The 16,071-nt window shown below is 72.0% G+C and carries 20 protein-coding genes and 1 pseudogene; 11 read left to right on the forward strand and 10 right to left on the reverse strand.

Features of this window, described 5'->3' with window-relative positions; translation table 11 throughout:
- Nucleotides 1–566 (reverse strand): SulP family inorganic anion transporter (locus I59_RS02195; protein ID WP_022902475.1); only part of this gene is annotated, 566 nt, incomplete at its 3' end.
- A gap of 51 nt (nt 567–617) precedes the next feature.
- On the opposite strand from I59_RS02195, the gene I59_RS02200 reads away from it, so the two are divergent.
- Nucleotides 618–1,001, forward strand: coding sequence for a MerR family transcriptional regulator (locus tag I59_RS02200; protein ID WP_022902476.1), 384 nt, complete (start codon nt 618–620; stop codon nt 999–1,001).
- A gap of 227 nt (nt 1,002–1,228) precedes the next feature.
- Here I59_RS02200 and I59_RS02205 read toward each other — a convergent pair whose 3' ends face one another.
- Nucleotides 1,229–1,525, reverse strand: coding sequence for a hypothetical protein (locus I59_RS02205; RefSeq protein ID WP_148286047.1), 297 nt, complete (start codon nt 1,523–1,525; stop codon nt 1,229–1,231).
- Between the two features lie 259 nt (nt 1,526–1,784).
- On the opposite strand from I59_RS02205, the gene aspS reads away from it, so the two are divergent.
- On the forward strand, nt 1,785–3,125 hold the full coding sequence (gene aspS, locus I59_RS02210; protein WP_022902478.1) for an aspartate--tRNA(Asn) ligase: 1,341 nt from the start codon (nt 1,785–1,787) through the stop codon (nt 3,123–3,125).
- Nucleotides 3,126–3,201: 76 nt separating this feature from the next.
- On the opposite strand, the gene I59_RS02215 is transcribed toward aspS, so the two are convergent.
- From I59_RS02215 to I59_RS02235, 5 genes are all read right to left on the reverse strand, one after another.
- Nucleotides 3,202–3,495 carry a Dabb family protein gene (locus tag I59_RS02215; RefSeq protein WP_022902479.1) on the reverse strand — a complete coding sequence of 98 codons (294 nt, stop codon included), beginning with the start codon at nt 3,493–3,495 and terminating at the stop codon, nt 3,202–3,204.
- The gene (locus I59_RS02220; RefSeq protein ID WP_022902480.1) at nt 3,492–3,746 is read right to left on the reverse strand and encodes a glutaredoxin family protein; all 255 of its coding nucleotides are present in this window, start codon (nt 3,744–3,746) and stop codon (nt 3,492–3,494) included. The genes I59_RS02215 and I59_RS02220 overlap by 4 nt, the downstream gene beginning before the upstream one ends.
- A gap of 130 nt (nt 3,747–3,876) precedes the next feature.
- Complete coding sequence (locus tag I59_RS21220; RefSeq protein WP_003792170.1) at nt 3,877–3,975, reverse strand: 30S ribosomal protein bS22; 99 nt, start codon at nt 3,973–3,975, stop codon at nt 3,877–3,879.
- A 123-nt stretch (nt 3,976–4,098) separates the two neighbouring features.
- Nucleotides 4,099–4,293, reverse strand: coding sequence for a helix-turn-helix domain-containing protein (locus tag I59_RS02230; protein ID WP_022902482.1), 195 nt, complete (start codon nt 4,291–4,293; stop codon nt 4,099–4,101).
- Between the two features lie 156 nt (nt 4,294–4,449).
- Nucleotides 4,450–4,965: a helix-turn-helix transcriptional regulator gene (locus I59_RS02235; protein WP_049976510.1), complete on the reverse strand. Its 516-nt coding sequence runs from the start codon at nt 4,963–4,965 to the stop codon at nt 4,450–4,452.
- A gap of 74 nt (nt 4,966–5,039) precedes the next feature.
- Between I59_RS02235 and I59_RS18930 the strand changes: the two are divergent.
- Together I59_RS18930 and I59_RS02245 are read left to right on the forward strand one after the other, a co-directional pair.
- Nucleotides 5,040–6,472, forward strand: a pseudogene (locus I59_RS18930) (TrkH family potassium uptake protein).
- 16 nt (nt 6,473–6,488) lie between these two features.
- Nucleotides 6,489–7,175 (forward strand): TrkA family potassium uptake protein, encoded by a 687-nt coding sequence (locus I59_RS02245; protein ID WP_031272492.1) that lies wholly within the window; start codon nt 6,489–6,491, stop codon nt 7,173–7,175.
- 115 nt (nt 7,176–7,290) lie between these two features.
- Here I59_RS02245 and proC read toward each other — a convergent pair whose 3' ends face one another.
- Nucleotides 7,291–8,121 carry a pyrroline-5-carboxylate reductase gene (gene proC, locus I59_RS02250; protein WP_022902484.1) on the reverse strand — a complete coding sequence of 277 codons (831 nt, stop codon included), beginning with the start codon at nt 8,119–8,121 and terminating at the stop codon, nt 7,291–7,293.
- A gap of 60 nt (nt 8,122–8,181) precedes the next feature.
- On the opposite strand from proC, the gene I59_RS02255 reads away from it, so the two are divergent.
- Nucleotides 8,182–9,138, forward strand: a complete 957-nt coding sequence (locus tag I59_RS02255; protein WP_022902485.1) for a cation diffusion facilitator family transporter — start codon at nt 8,182–8,184, stop codon at nt 9,136–9,138.
- Between the two features lie 48 nt (nt 9,139–9,186).
- Nucleotides 9,187–9,561, forward strand: a complete 375-nt coding sequence (locus I59_RS02260) for a hypothetical protein (protein WP_022902486.1) — start codon at nt 9,187–9,189, stop codon at nt 9,559–9,561.
- A gap of 71 nt (nt 9,562–9,632) precedes the next feature.
- Here I59_RS02260 and I59_RS02265 read toward each other — a convergent pair whose 3' ends face one another.
- The gene (locus I59_RS02265) at nt 9,633–10,064 is read right to left on the reverse strand and encodes a nucleoside deaminase (RefSeq protein ID WP_022902487.1); all 432 of its coding nucleotides are present in this window, start codon (nt 10,062–10,064) and stop codon (nt 9,633–9,635) included.
- Between the two features lie 77 nt (nt 10,065–10,141).
- On the opposite strand from I59_RS02265, the gene upp reads away from it, so the two are divergent.
- The 5 genes from upp to I59_RS02295 all read left to right on the forward strand — a co-directional run bounded on the left by upp (nt 10,142) and on the right by I59_RS02295 (nt 15,527).
- Nucleotides 10,142–10,777: a uracil phosphoribosyltransferase gene (gene upp / locus I59_RS02270; protein ID WP_022902488.1), complete on the forward strand. Its 636-nt coding sequence runs from the start codon at nt 10,142–10,144 to the stop codon at nt 10,775–10,777.
- Between the two features lie 496 nt (nt 10,778–11,273).
- Nucleotides 11,274–12,041 carry a winged helix-turn-helix domain-containing protein gene (locus tag I59_RS02280; RefSeq protein WP_022902490.1) on the forward strand — a complete coding sequence of 256 codons (768 nt, stop codon included), beginning with the start codon at nt 11,274–11,276 and terminating at the stop codon, nt 12,039–12,041.
- 254 nt (nt 12,042–12,295) lie between these two features.
- Entirely contained in the window at nt 12,296–12,778 is a 483-nt protein-coding gene (locus tag I59_RS02285) for a MarR family winged helix-turn-helix transcriptional regulator (protein WP_022902491.1), read from the forward strand.
- Nucleotides 12,775–14,124 carry a deoxyribodipyrimidine photo-lyase gene (locus I59_RS02290; protein WP_022902492.1) on the forward strand — a complete coding sequence of 450 codons (1,350 nt, stop codon included), beginning with the start codon at nt 12,775–12,777 and terminating at the stop codon, nt 14,122–14,124. The genes I59_RS02285 and I59_RS02290 overlap by 4 nt, the downstream gene beginning before the upstream one ends.
- On the forward strand, nt 14,121–15,527 hold the full coding sequence (locus I59_RS02295) for a serine hydrolase (protein ID WP_022902493.1): 1,407 nt from the start codon (nt 14,121–14,123) through the stop codon (nt 15,525–15,527). Before I59_RS02290 ends, I59_RS02295 begins: the two co-directional genes overlap by 4 nt.
- 90 nt (nt 15,528–15,617) lie before the next feature.
- Here the strand turns inward: I59_RS02295 and I59_RS18935 are convergent, their stop codons facing one another.
- Nucleotides 15,618–16,028 carry a carbohydrate kinase family protein gene (locus I59_RS18935; protein WP_022902494.1) on the reverse strand — a complete coding sequence of 137 codons (411 nt, stop codon included), beginning with the start codon at nt 16,026–16,028 and terminating at the stop codon, nt 15,618–15,620.
- Nucleotides 16,029–16,071 lie beyond the last annotated feature (43 nt).

Below are 16,071 nucleotides of genomic sequence, written 5' to 3' on the forward strand. Positions count from 1 at the left end.
ATGACGACCACCGCGACGAGCGGCGCCGGGACGGCCCTGGTGATGAACGGGAAGCCGACGATCACCGCGATGCCGAGCGCGGTCAGCGGCCAGACGACGAACGGCACGTCGTGGCCGAACAGGTTCGGCAGCTGCGCGGTGAAGATGAGGATGGCGAGGGCGTTCACGAACGCGACGTTCACGCTCCGCGGGATGAAGCGCATGAGTCGCGCGACGCCGAGCAGACCGAGCACGATCTGCACCACCCCGCCGAGCAGGACGGCCGGGACGAGGTACGCGATGCCGTGGTCGCGGACGAGCGGCGCGATGACGAGGGCGACCGAGCCGGCGGCCGCCGACACCATCGCGGGTCGACCACCCACGATCGCGATGACGACCGCGATCACGACGCTGGAGAACAGGCCGACGGCCGGGTCGACACCCGCGACGACGGAGAACGAGATCGCCTCCGGGATGAGGGCCAGGGCCGTCACGACACCGGCGAGGACCTCCCTGGTGAGCATGCGCGGGGAACGGAGGGCGGCGAGGACGCTGGGCGGCGTCGGGGCGTGGGTGATCACGGACATCGGCGGCGACTCTACCGTCACGTCAGGGTCGGGTTGCTACGGTTGCGCCTCATGAACACGATGCACATCGGCGAGCTCGCGGAACGCGCGGGGATGTCGCTGCGCACGATCCGGCACTACGACGAGGTCGGACTGCTCGTGCCCAGCGGCCGGACGGCGGGTGGCTTCCGCGTCTACACCGAGGGGGACCTCGAGCGCCTGCTGGTCATCCGACGCATGAAGCCGCTCGGGTTCACGCTCGACGAGATGGCCGAGTTGCTGCGGGTCGTCGACGCCCTCGGGACGAGCGACGCCGAGGGCGAGGCAGCCCTCGCAGCACGGCTCGACGAGTTCCTCGAGGACGCCCGCGCCCGCCACGCGAAGCTGCTCGAGCGCGCGGGCATGGCCGAGGAGTTCATCGGTACGCTCGGTTCGCTCCGCGCCTCACTCCCCTGAGCTGCTCGCCCCGCCGTTCTCCGCGAGGACCCGCGCTCGCATTTCGCGACGAGCCAGCTCCATCCGGAGTTCCCCTTCCTCGACGTGCAGCTGCCACTCGATCGAGCGTCGCTGCGCCCATTCCCACAAGTCCTCGCCCGGCCCGGGACCGACCTGAGGGCGTGTCACCCCGCCGGTACGAGGCTCGGGGCCGATCAGTGCGTCCCACGCACGGCGCAGTCGACCGGTCACGTTCGTCCCCTTCCGTCGATCAAGAGCTCCTCCAACACCTTCGCGGCCGGTTCTTCGCCGCGCGGAACTTTCTGCATTTCGTACATCGCCTTCGCCAATCCCCGGCCGATCTCACGGCGTCCGACCTCACGGTCCGTGATGAGCTCGAACACGACAGTGAGGCGGGTCCAGTAGCGATCGCGCTCTTCCCGAGCGACGTCGCGCCGCCACCGCACCACCACCCAGACCCCGCCGACCACCGCGACGACCAGCGTCAGCCCGGTCGTCACGACCGCCGCCACCACCGTCGCCACCGCCGCAGGCGGCCAGGCCGCGAGCCCCTCGGTCCCTGCCGTCACGGGACCACCCCCTCGAACTCGCGACCCGGCCACGTCGTCGACGCTACGGACCCGGCGACGGCGATCCGCGCCTCCCGACCGACCTGTGGACGACGCACTCGACGCGAGCCGCTGTGGAGGAGCGGCCGTACGGCGAGCCGCTGTGGAGGACCGGCCGTACAGCGAGCCGCCGTGGAGCAGCGGCCGCGCAGCGAGCCGGATAGACTCGCTCCCCGTGATCGAACGCACCCGCATCGCCGACCTCGCCGCGCTCCCCGACGGACCCGTCTCCGTCGCCGGATGGGTGGAGACCGTCCGAGACCAGAAGAAGGTGCAGTTCGTCGTGCTCCGCGACGAGACCGGCGCCGCACAGCTCGTCAACCCCGCCACGCGCGAGGCCGAGGACGGCGACGACACCGCGCAGGCCGCGCTCGCCACCACGAATGAGATCTCCGGCCTGGCCAAGGGGACGTTCGTGCACGTGCAGGGCACCCTGAAGCACGACGAGCGCGTCAAGCTCGGCGGTCTCGAGGTCAAGGTCGGCTCCCTCACCGTCGTGAGCGCCGCGATCCCCGAGACGCCGATCGCGGACGACTCCTCGCTCGACAAGCGGCTCGACTGGCGCTTCCTCGACCTGCGGAACCGCAAGCAGAACCTCATCTTCCGCATCCAGACGACGATGGAGCACGCGTTCCGCTCGTACTGGATCGACCGCGACTACATCGAGATCCACACCCCGAAGCTCATGGCCTCGGCGTCGGAGTCGCGCGCCGAGCTCTTCCAGCTCGAGTACTTCGAGACGACCGCGTACCTCGCGCAGTCGCCGCAGAACTTCAAGCAGATGGCACAGCCCGCCGGGTTCGGCGCCGTGTTCGAGATCGCCGACGCCTTCCGCGCCGACCCGTCGTTCACGAGCCGGCACGCAACCGAGTTCACGAGCGTCGACGCCGAGATCTCCTGGGTCGAGTCGCACCAGGACGTCATGGCGATGCACGAGGAGGTCCTCGTCGCCGGCTTCACCGCCGTCAAGGAGAAGTACGGCGCGGAGATCGAGGAGGTCTTCGGTTTCGAGTTCGTCGTGCCGACCGCACCGTTCCCCCGCGTCACCCTGGCCGAGGCCCGGAAGATCGTCGCCGACAGCGGCTACGACGTCGTCCGCGCCGACGGCGACCTCGACCCCGAGGGCGAGCGCCGCGTGAGCGCCTGGGCGAAGGAGACGCACGGCTCGGAGTTCGTGTTCGTCACCGACTACGACGCCACGATCCGGCCGTACTACCACATGCGCCACGAGGACGACCCGACGCTCACGAACAGCTACGACCTGCTGTTCAACGGCGCCGAGATCTCGACCGGCGCGCAGCGCGAGCACCGGGTCGACCGGCTCGCCGCCCAGGCGGAGGAGAAGGGTCTCGACACCGCCGAGATCGACTGGTACCTCGACTTCTTCCGCTACGGCGTCCCGCCGCACGGCGGGTTCGGCATGGGTCTGGCGCGCGTGCTGATGCTCGCGCTGCACGAGCCGTCGATCCGCGAGGTCACCTACCTCTTCCGCGGCCCGACGCGCCTCACCCCCTGACAGCCCCACCGACACGACGACGGCCACCCTCCGACAGGAGGGTGGCCGTCGTCGTGCGCGGGCCGGGAGGCGCGGGTCAGCTCTCCCAGTCGATGGCCGCCCGCCCCGTGACCAGTCCGCGGATCTCGGCCGCGGCGGCCTGGTGCTCGGGGTGGACCTGGTAGGCGTCGAGCCCGGCGAGGTCGTCGAACGTCGCGACGACGGCGAGGTCGCTGTTCTTGTCGGGGTAGGCGACGTTCTCGACGACCTCGAGCGACCTGATCGACGGCACGGTGCCGACCAGGCCCGTGAGGAGCTCCCGGACGCGGGCGATGGCGGCGTCGCGGTCGACGTCCTCGCGGAGGGTCCAGGCGACGACGTGGCTGATCATGCGGAGGCACCTGCCTTCTCGAGGGCACGTCGGAGCCGGTCGGCGTCGACGTGCCAGTTGCTGTGGACGCGCCCGTCGACCAGGACGACGGGGATGTCCTCCGCGTACTCCTCGCGGAGGGCGTCGTCGTCGAGGATCGACCGCTCCTGCAGCGTCGTCCCGGGGTGTTCGGCCACGACCCGCTCGACGATCGGTCGTGCGTCGTCGCAGAGGTGGCATCCGGGCTTGGTCAGGAGGGTCACGGCGGGCATGTCCCCAGCGTAACGAGGTCCGTCCGGAGCCACGCGGAGCATGCGCATCGCCCTCGCCCTGGCCCCGGGAACACGAAAGCCCCGGCGGACCGGGGCTTCGGGTGCAAGTACTGGTCGTACTTCGCTGCGCCTACTTCTTGTTGCGACGCTGGTGACGCGTCTTGCGAAGGAGCTTGCGGTGCTTCTTCTTCGCCATGCGCTTGCGGCGCTTCTTGATGACAGAACCCATAGTGGACCTCGCTCGGAACGATGCTGATGTGTGGACACCGCGCCCGTCGGGACCGCGGAAAATCAACCCGGCCGAGTCTAGCGGAGCGCGCCGGTCCTGTCGAACACGGCACTCCGGGACTGCTCAGCCGACGTCGGCGATGCCACCGCGCAGGACGTCGGCGACCGCCGACTCCGGCACGCGGAAGGACCGACCGAAGCGGATCGCGGGGAGCTCGCCGGCGTGCACCATGCGGTACACGGTCATCTTCGAGACGCGCATCATCTCCGCGACCTCGGCCACGGTGAGGAAGCGCACGTCGTCGAAACTGCCGGTCATGATCCGCCTTCGGGTGCCTCGTGCGGTCCGCTGGGCGTCGCGCGCACGGGTTCGGTTGTGACCTGTGTGGTCTCTGATCACTGTAGAGGCCGCTGGGAACGCGTGTCCAGGTGCTCGGTCACGACTCGGCCACGGCGCCGCGCGGGCAGGAGCCGGTCAGTCGTCCTCGCCGCGGCGCGTGAAGCGCTTCCGGCCGCGGTCGACGACCCGCTCCCAGCCCTGCTGTGCCCCGGTCAGCGCCGCCGACGCACGGTAGGAGGCCTCGGCCATCACCCGGCCGAGCTCGGTACCGACCTCGACCGTGGCCTTGCCCGCGGCGCCGTTCCGGCGGACCGACACCGGCTGGCCGTCCGGGGTCCACGCGGTCGTGGCCGGTGTGCCGTCGGCGTCCACGGCCCCCGTGAACGCGAGCACCCACTCCTCGACCGGCAGCAGCGGCTCCGGGTCGAGGCGGTAGTAGCGGTGCTGCCCTTCCTCGCGGCTGGACACGAGCCCGATGTCCCGGAGGACGCGGAGGTGCTTCGACACGGTGGGCTGGCTGACCCCGAGCTTCTCGACGAGCTGGCCGACACTGAGCTCCCCGCCGGTCACGTCCGAGCCGTACGCGGCGAGCAGTGCTCCGAGCAGTTCGCGCCGGGTGGGGTCCGCCACGACGGAGAAGATGTCGGCCATGGGCCAAGGCTAACCGCCCCGTCGCGGATGTACCATGCCATGCGACCCGCCCATGTCCCGGGAGGCATACGAGCATGCTGGAGCACACGGAGCCGTTGCGCGCGGGCCCCTCGCCGTCGCGACGCCGGGCAGCGCAGGTGTCCGCGGTGCTGCGGTCCTCCCCCTCCCGCCTGGCGATCCTGGTCTTCCTCGTCCTGGTGTTCGTCTTCACGTCGCTGTTCATGACGCCGTGGGCCGCTGCCGACGGACGGCCGACGCAGTTCTCGGACGCGCTCTTCACCGCCGCTCGGTCGTCTGCGTCACCGGGCTCGCGACGGTCGACATGGCCACGCACTGGTCCGTGTTCGGCAAGGTCGTCATCGTCGTGGGCACGCAGATCGGCGCGGTCGGTGTCCTCACCTTCGCGTCGATCCTCGGACTGGTCGTCACCCGACGGCTCGGACTCCGGGCGAAGCTCATGGCCGCCGGGGACTCGAACCCACTGCGCACCCACCACGGCGCCGTCCCGGAGGGGCAGGCCGTCCGGCTCGGGGAGGTCGGCACGCTCCTCGCCACGGTCGCCGTGAGCACGCTCACGATCGAGGTCGCCGTCGGCCTGCTGCTCCTGCCGTCGGTCCTGGTCGCCGGCTACCCGTTCTGGACCGCGGTCGGCGATGCCTTCTACTACGCGGCGATGGCGTTCACGAACACGGGGTTCTCCCCCAACGCCGAGGGCCTCACCCCGTTCGCGAACGACTACTGGTTCCTCTCGCTCATCATGGTCGCGGTGGTCGCTGGCTCCATCGGGTTCCCGGTCATCCGCACCATCACGAAGCAGTTCCGGACGCCACGGCGGTGGTCGCTCCACGTCAAGCTGACCCTCGTCACGAGTGCCGTCCTGCTCGTCGTCGGCGCGGTCGTCTACACCGGGCTCGAGGCATCCAACAAGGCCACGCTCGGCGAGGCCGGTGCCGGGCACACGGCGTTCCAGGCGCTGTTCTTCTCGACGATGACCCGGTCGGGCGGCTTCGCCACGATCGACGTCGAGCAGATGCACGGCGCGAGCCTGCTCGTGACCGACATGCTCATGTTCATCGGCGGCGGCTCGGCGTCCACCGCCGGCGGGATCAAGGTCACCACCCTCGCGGTCCTCTTCCTCGCCGCCGTCGCGGAGGCCCGCGGACGCCGGAGCATGGAGGCGTTCGGCCGTCGGATCCCGAGCGACGTGCTCCGCGTTGCGGTCGCCGTCGTGCTCTGGGGCGCCACGATCGTGGCGGTGGCGACGATCACGCTGCTGCAGATCACCCGCGACTCGCTCGACCGGGTGCTGTTCGAGGTCATCTCGGCGTTCGCGACCTGCGGCCTGTCGTCGGGCATCTCCGCCGAGCTCCCGGAGGCCGGCAAGTACGTGCTCGCCGCCACGATGTTCCTCGGCCGGGTCGGTACAGTGACGATCGCCGCCGCCCTCGCCGCCAGCCAGGCCCGGCAACTGTTCCGCCGCCCCGAGGAGAGGCCGATCGTTGGCTGACCGCACCCGCACGCCGCTGCCGTCCACCCACCCGCTCGCCGGGGCCGTCAGCCACGACGCCCCCGTCCTCGTCATCGGCCTCGGGCGCTTCGGCGCCGCGACCGCCGGGCAGCTCGAGCGGCAGCACCGTGAGGTGCTCGTGGTCGACACCGACGCCGGCCTGGTGCAGAAGTGGTCGGACCGCGTGACGCACGCCGTGCAGGCGGACGCCACGGACATGGACGCGCTCCGGCAGATCGGCGCGCAGGACTTCGCCATCGCGGTCGTGGGCGTGGGCTCGGACCTCGAGTCGAGCGTCCTCATCACGGCGAACCTGGTCGACCTCGGCATCCCGCAGATCTGGGCCAAGGCGATCAGTCGGTCGCACGGCGTGATCCTGTCCCGCATCGGCGCGAACCACGTCGTCTACCCCGAGCGCGAGGCCGGCGAACGCACCGCCCACCTCGTCTCGGGTCGGATGCTCGACTTCATCCAGTTCGACGAGGACTTCGCGGTCGTCAAGATGTTCCCGCCGCGCGCGGTCCGGGGGAAGGACCTCGCGACGACGGTCATCCGGACGCGGTTCGGCCTGACGGTGCTCGGCATCAAGACGCCGGGCCAGGCGTTCGTCCCCGCCACACCGGAGAGCGTCATCGGCGAGGAGGACGTCATCATCGTCTCCGGCGCCACCGCCGACCTGGAGCGCTTCGCCGCCCTCGAGTGACGGCCGGTCCGCCACCCGCGGCGGTCGGCCGCCAGCCCCACGTCAGCCGGGAGGCCCGTGGCGGGGCCGCCCAGTGCCTCCCGGCCGTCCCGTGGCGACGACCACCGCAGCCGCGTCAGCCCGCCGCGATCTCCTCGGCACGCGCGATCGCCGCGCGCGACGCGCGCAGGAGCGTGCCGGAGAGGTCCGCGTCCTGCAGGACGGCGACCGCTCGCTCGGTGGTGCCCTTCGGGCTCGTCACGGCCCGACGGAGCTCCGCGGGGGCCTTGTCCGACGCCTCGAGCAGCGCGACCGCGCCGCGCACGGTGCCCTGCACCATGGTCGCGGCCTGCTCCGGCGTGAAGCCGAGCTCCTCCGCCGCGCGCTGCCACTGCTCGACGAGCAGGAAGACGTAGGCGGGCCCGGAGCCGGACACGGCGGACAGCGCGTCGAGCTGCGACTCCGGGACCTCGATCACGGAGCCCGACACGGAGAAGAGCGAGGAGGCCAGCGCGACCGCGTCCTCGTCGGCGGACGCCCCGGCGCTGATCCCGGTGACGCCACGCCCGACGCCGATGGGCGTGTTCGGCAGGGCGCGGACCACGCGGACGCCGGCCGGGACGGCCCGCTCCATGCTCGCGGTCGTCGTGCCCACCGCCACGCTCACGACGACGGTGCCCGGCGCGAGGTCGTCGGCGACCTCCGCGAGCAGGTCGCCGATCGCGTACGGCTTCACCCCGAGGACGACGAGTCCGGCGCCCCGGACCGCGGCGCGGTTGGCGTCGGGCTCCGCGTCGCTCGCGTGCGCGTCCAGGCCGCGGGCACGGTGCGCCGCGGCGGACTCCTCCGACTTCGTCGTGAGGGTCACGGTGGCGGGGTCGAGGCCGGCGGACAGGAGCCCGTCGAGGACCGCGCCGGACATGGAGCCGACGCCGAGGAGTGCGGTGCGGGGCAGTTCGATGGTCATGAACCCCGACCCTACCGACGGCCTAAGATCGTCAGGCAGGCCAGGACTGAAGGGGTACCCGTGAGCGCTTCCGGAGGCACGAAGGCGATCTTCGCCGCACTCGGTGCGAACATCGGCATCGCGATCGTGAAGTTCGTCGCGGCGGCGATCAGCGGATCGGCGTCGATGCTCGCGGAGGGCGTGCACTCGCTCGCGGACTCCGCGAACCAGCTGCTCCTGCTGCTCGGCGGCCGACGTGCCCGGCGCGCCGCCGACGAGGAGCACCCGTTCGGCTACGGCCGCGAGCGCTACGTGTACGCGTTCGTCGTGTCCATCGTCCTGTTCTCGGTCGGCGGTGTGTTCTCGCTGTACGAGGGCATCGAGAAGCTCCGGAACCCGCACCCCCTCGAGAGCTGGTGGCTCCCGGTCGCCGTGCTCGTCATCGCGATCGGCCTCGAGGGCTTCTCGCTCCGCACCGCACTCCGCGAGGCCGCACCGCACAAGGGGTCGCTGTCGTGGGTGCAGTTCGTGCGCCGCGCGAAGGCGCCCGAGCTCCCCGTCGTCATGCTCGAGGACACCGCGGCGCTGACCGGCCTCGTGTTCGCGCTGTTCGGCGTCGGGCTGACCGCGATCACCGGCAACGGCGTGTTCGACGCGATCGGCACGATCCTCATCGCCGCCCTGCTCATCGCCGTCGCGCTCGTGCTCGGCGTCGAGACGAAGAGCCTGCTCGTGGGAGAGGGTGCGACCGCGGCCGACGTCGCCCGCATCAAGGACGCGGTGCTCGACGGCCCGGAGGTCGACTCGATCATCCACATCAAGACGCTCTACCTCGGACCGGACGAGCTCATGGTCGGCGTGAAGGTCGCGGTCGACGGCGACCGACGGCTCGGCGACGTCGCGGCCGGCATCGACGCCGTGGAGCACCGGGTCCGGCAGGCCGTGCCCATCGCCCGTGTGATCTACGTCGAGCCGGACGTGCTCCGGACCGGGCCGCGTCCGCCGACCGAGGCGATCGTCCTGCGCGCCGCCGACTGAGGCTGCCCTTGCTGGCGGCGGACCGGGCCGCTCCGGGACGATGGGCGCATGACCGTGCTGAAGGACGTCCTGCTCATCCTCCACTTCGTCGGGCTCGCCGCCGTGATCGGCGCGTTCCTGTTCCAGGTGCGCCGCAAGGGCGGGTTCGAGACGAACTGGGTCATCATCGGCCTCGTCACGCAGCTCGTCACCGGTCTCGGCCTGATGGGGGTCGTCGACGCGACGACCGACGGGGGCGCGAACCACGTCAAGCTCGGCGTGAAGCTCGCCGTGGCCCTGGTCGCGCTCGTGCTCGCGTTCGTCGCTCGGTCGCGGCAGAAGCGTGCGGACGCCGGGCAGGCGAAGGACAAGGCCGCGTTGCCGTTCTTCCACTCCGCCGGCGCGCTCGCCATCGCGAACGTGCTCATCGCTGTCATCTGGTGACCGGCTGACGGCCGGGAGGCCCGTGGAGGCGCCGCCACGGGCCTCCCGGCCGGCACACCCCGCGGAGCGCGTCAGCGCCGAGCGGCGAAGAAGTCGTCGAGGAGCGCCGCGCACTCCCCCTCGAGCACGCCGCCGACCACCTCGGAGCGGTGCGGCAGACGGCGGTCCCTGGCGACGTCGTAGACGCTCCCCGTCGCACCCGCCTTCGGGTCCCACGCGCCGAAGACCACGCGCGGCACCCGTGCCGCGAGGATCGCCCCGGCGCACATCACGCACGGCTCGAGCGTGACCACGAGCGTGTGCTCCGCGAGGTGCCAGTCGCCCGTGACCCCGGCGGCGGCCCGGAGCGCGAGCACCTCGGCGTGCGCGGTGGGGTCCTGGAGCGCCTCACGCTCGTTGCGTCCCGTCGCGACGACCTCGCCGGCAGCGTCGAGCACGACCGCGCCGACGGGCACGTCACCGGTGTCGAGGCAGGCCCGCGCCTCGACGAGCGCGGCTCGCATGGCGTCAACGTATGGGCGGGCGGCGGGTGCTTCCACGCGGACCTCCTGGCACTCGGCAGCACGGTAGGCTCGACCCTATGCGAGTCCACGTCGCCGACCACCCGCTCATCACCCACAAGCTCTCGGTGCTCCGCGACCGGACGACCCCCTCTCCGACGTTCCGGGCCCTCACCGAGGAACTCGTCACGCTCCTCGCCTACGAGGCCACGCGGAACGTCCGGGTCACCGCCACCCCGATCGACACCCCGGTCGCGCACACCATGGGCGTCGCGATCGCGAAGCCGCGCCCGCTCGTCGTCCCGATCCTCCGCGCGGGCCTCGGCATGCTCGAGGGCATGGTCAAGCTCGTCCCCACCGCCGAGGTCGGGTTCCTCGGCATGGCCCGGAACGAGCAGACGCTCGAGCCGCAGACCTACGCCGAGCGCCTGCCCGACGACCTCTCCGGCCGGCAGTGCTTCGTGCTCGACCCGATGCTCGCGACCGGTGGCACCCTCGCCGCCGCGATCGACTTCCTGTTCGACCGCGGCGCGGAAGAGGTGACCTGCGTGTGCATCCTCGGCGCGCCGGAGGGCCTCGCCGCCGTCGAGCAGGCCGTCGGCGACCGCAACGTGTCGATCGTCCTCGGCGCGCTCGACGAGAAGCTCGACGAGAACGGCTACATCGTGCCGGGCCTCGGCGACGCCGGCGACCGCCTCTACGGCCTGGCCGAGTAGACGACGCGCGGTCGCTCCCGCGACCGCCAGACGGACGGGAGGCCCGTGGGGGATCCGCCACGGGCCTCCCGTCCGTTTAGCGCGTGCCCGCGGCATGCACCGTCCGGTCGGACGGTTGACACCGCGTTGGTATCCCACCCATACTCGTGCCATGACTGCAACCGTGTCCGCCCGCGTCCTCATCGAGGCACAGGGGACCATCGGCATGATGATGCCGACGATGTCGGTCATGCGTTGTCGAATGTGTGCCTGATCGGCACCCGTTCCAGCCGGATCCCCCGCGACCCCACCCCGGTCGCGCAGGCGTGATCCCCGGGTGACGACCTCGTCGACGACGCCAGCCGTCCGACCAGGTCACTCCCCGTACCCCCGGGTTCCCCGGTCCGCAGCAGGACCGCAGGGACGTCACGGCGAACCCGCCGTACCCGGGCCGACGCATTCGACACCGGTCGCACCTCCTCGCTCCACCCGCGGCCGTCCTCCCGGAGAACCAGCCATGTCGCTCACCATCGCTCAGCCCCGCACCCCGCTCCGTACCGCGGCCCCCGTCCCGACCGACCTCGGCACCGTGACGCCGCTGCGTCCCCGCCGTCAGCCGGTGGCCCCGCAGGCTGCTCCCGTCCCCACCAGCCCCGTCGTGGCCCCGCAGCGCAACCGTGCACTGCCCGAGGGCACCGAGGCCCGTGGCTTCGCCCTCTACGTCGGCATCGACGAGGCGAAGGCCGCCGCCGCCGGCACGACCCTCGCCGCCGTCGTGGAGCAGCTCAAGGCACTGACCGCGCAGCTCGTGCCGACCTCGGAGACCTACGCCGCGGTCGCCGTCGCGGCCGAGGGCTCCGGCGGGCGTGACGTCGACGTCGTCCGGCTCGCCCTGCAGGACCGCTCCGCCGTCGCCGCCCGCAAGCAGGCCGAGAAGCCCGAGCCCGAGGAGACCGGCGTCGTCATCGACATCTCCCGCAAGCGGGTGACGCTCGACGGCGAGCCGGCTCCCCTGACCTACAAGGAGTTCGAGCTGCTGCAGTTCCTCGTGCTCCGCGAGGGCCGCACCGTCGACCGCTCGGCCATCATCGACGGCCTGTGGTCGGACGGTGAGGACGAGACCCCGAACGAACGGACCATCGACGTCCACGTCCGACGGCTGCGGTCGAAGCTCGGCGCGTTCGAGGAGATCGTGCGCACCGTCCGCGGCGTCGGCTACCGCTTCGACCGGCACGCCGACGTCGCCGTCCGGTACGCGTCGACGCCGTCGCCCGACCTGTTCTGATCGTCCCGGCGGGTTCATCGGCCGCTCATGGTGAACTCGCAGCGAACGAGCCGATCGCGGGCTAGCGCGCCGTTACCGCTTCGTTATACAGTCGAAGACGCAGGCAGTGTTTGCTGTGGCACCGCCTGTGGAATGTGATTGCAGGACACTCTTGGTGCAAGGGAGAGGGCCGGTCGTCTTCGGACGGCCGGCCCTCGTCCGTCTGTCGGGCGTCGTCGGTAGGGTTGGGCGACGGACCAGAGGGAGCACGCAAGGTGAGTGACAAGGCCACTGCGGTCGCAGCGTGGGAGGCACTCTTCCGCGCACAGGTGCAGGTGATGCGGAACCTCAACGCGGAGTTCCCCGGCGGGGAGATCTCGTTCAACGAGTACGACGTCTGCTTCAACCTTTCGACCCAGCCCGGTCGACGCTCCCGGATGCGTGACCTCACCGGGCACCTCCTCCTCACCCAGCCGAGCGTGAGCCGTCTCGTGGACCGCCTGGCCTCGCGCGGGATCGTCGAGAAGCAGCCAGACCCCACCGACGCCCGCGGCGTGTACGTCGCCCTCACCGCCCACGGCTTCGACGTCTACCGCTCCGTCGCCGTCCAGCACGCCGCGAGCATCGCCGCCGTGCTCGGCGCCGGTCTCAGTGACGGCGAGCTCCGCACGCTGACCGAGCTGTGCACGAAGGTCCGCCGCGCGGCCGGTCAGGGAGTCACACCCAGCCGTCCCTCGCCCGACACGGCCTCCGTGTGAGCGGCGCGATCGTCTGGCTGCGCGACGACCTCCGTCTCGCGGACAACCCGGCCCTCCGCGCCGGCATCGACCACGGCGGCTCGCTCACCGTCGTGTACGTCCTCGACGACGAGTCACCGGGCGTCCGGCCGATCGGGGCCGCGGCACGGTGGTGGCTGCACCACTCGCTGACCGCGCTCGACGAAGCACTCCGGGAACGCGGGTCGCGCCTCGTCCTCCGGCGTGGCGCAGCGGCGGACGTCATCGACGCCCTCGTCGCGGACTCCGGGGCCGACGCCGTGTTCTGGAACCGACGCTACGGCCACGCGGAACGCGACATCGACGCCGGGATCAAGGCGAGCCTGCACGACCGCGGCGTCGAGGCGCACAGCTTCGCGGCGAACCTCCTCTGGGAGCCGTGGACGGTCACGACCGGTCAGGGCGCGCCGTACAAGGTGTTCACGCCGTTCTGGCGCGCGACGCAGGCCTTGCCGGAACCGCGGCACCCCCTGCCGAAGCCCCGCGACCTGCCCGGGCCCGCCGACGTCTCCGGCGACGACCTGGCCGACTGGGCCCTGCTGCCGACGAAGCCGGACTGGGCGGGCGGGCTCCGCGACGCCTGGACCCCGGGCGAGCTCGGCGCGCACCGACGCCTCGAGCACTTCGTGGAGCACGCGCTCGAGGACTACGGCCAGCGCGACGAACCGTCGATGGACGCCACGAGCGGCCTGTCCCCGCACCTGCGCTGGGGCGAGATCAGCCCGTACCAGGTGTGGCACCGCCTGCACGGACAGCTCGAACCGTCGCAGCGCCAGCAGGCCCCCGCGTTCCTCCGACAGCTGGCGTGGCGCGAGTTCAACTGGAACGAGTACTTCCACTGCGAGGACATCGCCACCGTCAACGTCCGACGCGAGTTCGACGCCTTCCCGTGGCGCGACGCCTCCGAGGCCGAGCTCGGCGCCTGGCGCACGGGCACCACGGGGTTCGACCTCGTCGACGCCGGCATGCGGGAGCTCTGGCACACCGGTGCGATGCACAACCGGGTCCGCCTCGCGACGGGCAGCTTCCTCGTGAAGAACCTGCTCGTCGACTGGCGGGTGGGCGAGCGCTGGTTCTGGGACTGCCTCGTCGACGCCGACGCCGCGAACAACCCCGGCAACTGGCAGTGGGTCGCGGGTTCGGGCTTCGACGCCGCCCCGTACTTCCGCGTGTTCAACCCCGAACGGCAGCTCGAACGCTTCGACCCGCACCGGGAGTACGTCCGCCGGTGGGTCCCCGCCGACGAGGACCGGCCGGAACCGATGGTCGACCTCAAGGAGTCGCGCCAGCGTGCGCTGGACGCCTACGAGCGGATGCGCCGCTCGTGACCCAGCACGACGAGCTCGCGCGGATCGACGCCCTCTTCGCCGACCGGGTCGCCCGTGGGGTCGCACCGAGTTCCGTCTGGGGTGTGTTCGACCGCACCGGGCTCGTCGCGTCCGGTGGCCACGGCGACCGGGGTGACGGCCTCGCGCCCGACGCCGGCACCGTGTACCGGATCGCATCCTGCACGAAGAGCGTCACCGCGGCCACCCTGCTCGCGCTCGTCGCCGACGGCCGTCTCGATCTCGACGCTCCCGTCGCCCACCACGTCCCGGCGTTCGGCGCCGTCGTGCTCCCCACCACCGACTCCCCCGTGCCGACGATCCGGATGCTGCTGACGATGTCCGCCGGCTTCCCGACGGACGACCCCTGGGCCGACCGGCAGGAGTCGATCAGCGACGCCGACCTCGACGCGGTGCTCGCCGGCGGGCTGCTGTTCGACAGCGTCCCCGGCACCCGCTTCGCGTACTCGAACCTCGGGTACGCGCTCCTCGGCCGGGTCGTGGCCGACGTGACCGGCGAGCCCTACACCGAGGTGGCGTCACGCACCGTGCTCCGCCCGCTCGGACTCGACAGCACCGTGTTCTCCGCCGCCGAGGCCGACGGACACGTGGTGGTCGGCGTCCGACCCCACGCGGGGACCTGGGAGCCGCTCCCCCTGACCGGACCCGGTGCGTTCTCCTCCATCGGCGGTCTGTTCTCGACGGTCTCCGACCTCGCCCGGTGGGGCCGACACCTGGCGTCCGCGTTCACCGACGAACCCGAGGCCGGCCCGGTCTCCCCGGCCGACCGACGGCTCATGCAGCAGGCGATGCGGGTGGTCCCCCCGAGCGTGGTCCCCGGCTCGAGCCGCGCGACCGCGTACGGCTTCGGCCTCTTCGTCGAGCAGGACGACCGCTCCGGTCCGATCGTCTCCCACTCGGGCGGCTACCCCGGGTTCTCGGCGCACATGCGGTGGTCCGCGGAGCAGGGGTTCGGCGTCGTCGCGTTCGAGAACGCCACGCAGGCCAAGGTGTCCGCGGCGGCGACCGCGGCGCTCGACCTCCTGCTCGACGCAGCCGCACCGGCCGACGCCGTCACGGCACTGCCGGCGACGCGGACCGCGCAGCAGCGGGTGACGGCCTTGCTCGCGGCGTGGGACGACCGGCAGGCCGACGCGGTGTTCACCCCGAACGTCGCGCTCGACGAACCGTACGAGCGACGCCGACGACACGTGGCCGAACAGGTCGCTGCGGTGGGTGCGGACCTCAGCGCCGCGCCCGTCGAGGAGCGGTCGACGGCACCGACGCACCTCCGTTGGTGGCTCCCGGGGTCGTCCGGTCGGCTCCGTGTCGAGATCCGCCTCGCACCGCTCGCCGCCGGCCTCGTGCAGACGCTCAACGTGACGGCCGAGCGCAGCGAGTCCTGACCGACGGCGACCGCCGGCCGGGCGCGCTCGCAGACCATCGACCGCGGATCGCCGACGATCGACCACCGATCGCGTCTGAGCACGCCCCGGTCAGGCTGGCGGTCGACCTCCGACGAACCCGAGCGCCCGCGCCGCCACCCGACCCCCTTCACGAGCGGCCGAGCCGATGCGCACCGGGTCCGTCGCCCAGGCCCGGAGGAAGCCGGCCGCGAAGGCGTCGCCGGCCCCGAGGGTGTCGACCACGGTCGCGGGCGTCGCAGCGACGCGTTGCGGGCTGCGCCCGGGGCGACCGAGGACCGCACCCTCCGGCCCCACGGTGACGACCACGAGCGGGACGTGCTCGGTGAGACGGCGCACGGCCACACGGAGGTCCGTCGTCTCGGTCAACGCCAGGGCCTCGTCGCGCCCGGGGAACAGCACGTCGACCCCGGTCAGAGCCTCGAGCAGGGCGGCCGGTCCGAGCGTGTGGACCACGGCGACGGAGGACGGGTCGAGCGACACGCGCGCTCAACGGCCCGCGCGCAGGGGACGAGTTCCGCCACGG

Origin of the sequence: Curtobacterium sp. B8 (assembly GCF_000333315.1) — a bacterium.
GTDB classification, from domain to species: domain Bacteria; phylum Actinomycetota; class Actinomycetes; order Actinomycetales; family Microbacteriaceae; genus Curtobacterium; species Curtobacterium luteum.

What these genes read in the sequence shown, in the direction of transcription:
- I59_RS02200 (WP_022902476.1), top strand. Translation starts at nt 618, where the DNA reads ATGAACACGATGCACATCGGCGAGCTCGCGGAACGCGCGGGGATGTCG.
- I59_RS02215 (WP_022902479.1), bottom strand. Translation starts at nt 3,495, where the DNA reads ATGATCAGCCACGTCGTCGCCTGGACCCTCCGCGAGGACGTCGACCGC.
- I59_RS02220 (WP_022902480.1), bottom strand. Translation starts at nt 3,746, where the DNA reads ATGCCCGCCGTGACCCTCCTGACCAAGCCCGGATGCCACCTCTGCGAC.
- I59_RS21220 (WP_003792170.1), bottom strand. Translation starts at nt 3,975, where the DNA reads ATGGGTTCTGTCATCAAGAAGCGCCGCAAGCGCATGGCGAAGAAGAAG.
- I59_RS02230 (WP_022902482.1), bottom strand. Translation starts at nt 4,293, where the DNA reads ATGACCGGCAGTTTCGACGACGTGCGCTTCCTCACCGTGGCCGAGGTC.
- I59_RS02235 (WP_049976510.1), bottom strand. Translation starts at nt 4,965, where the DNA reads ATGGCCGACATCTTCTCCGTCGTGGCGGACCCCACCCGGCGCGAACTG.
- proC (WP_022902484.1), bottom strand. Translation starts at nt 8,121, where the DNA reads ATGACCATCGAACTGCCCCGCACCGCACTCCTCGGCGTCGGCTCCATG.
- I59_RS02260 (WP_022902486.1), top strand. Translation starts at nt 9,187, where the DNA reads ATGACCGTGCTGAAGGACGTCCTGCTCATCCTCCACTTCGTCGGGCTC.
- I59_RS02265 (WP_022902487.1), bottom strand. Translation starts at nt 10,064, where the DNA reads ATGCGAGCCGCGCTCGTCGAGGCGCGGGCCTGCCTCGACACCGGTGAC.
- upp (WP_022902488.1), top strand. Translation starts at nt 10,142, where the DNA reads ATGCGAGTCCACGTCGCCGACCACCCGCTCATCACCCACAAGCTCTCG.
- I59_RS02280 (WP_022902490.1), top strand. Translation starts at nt 11,274, where the DNA reads ATGTCGCTCACCATCGCTCAGCCCCGCACCCCGCTCCGTACCGCGGCC.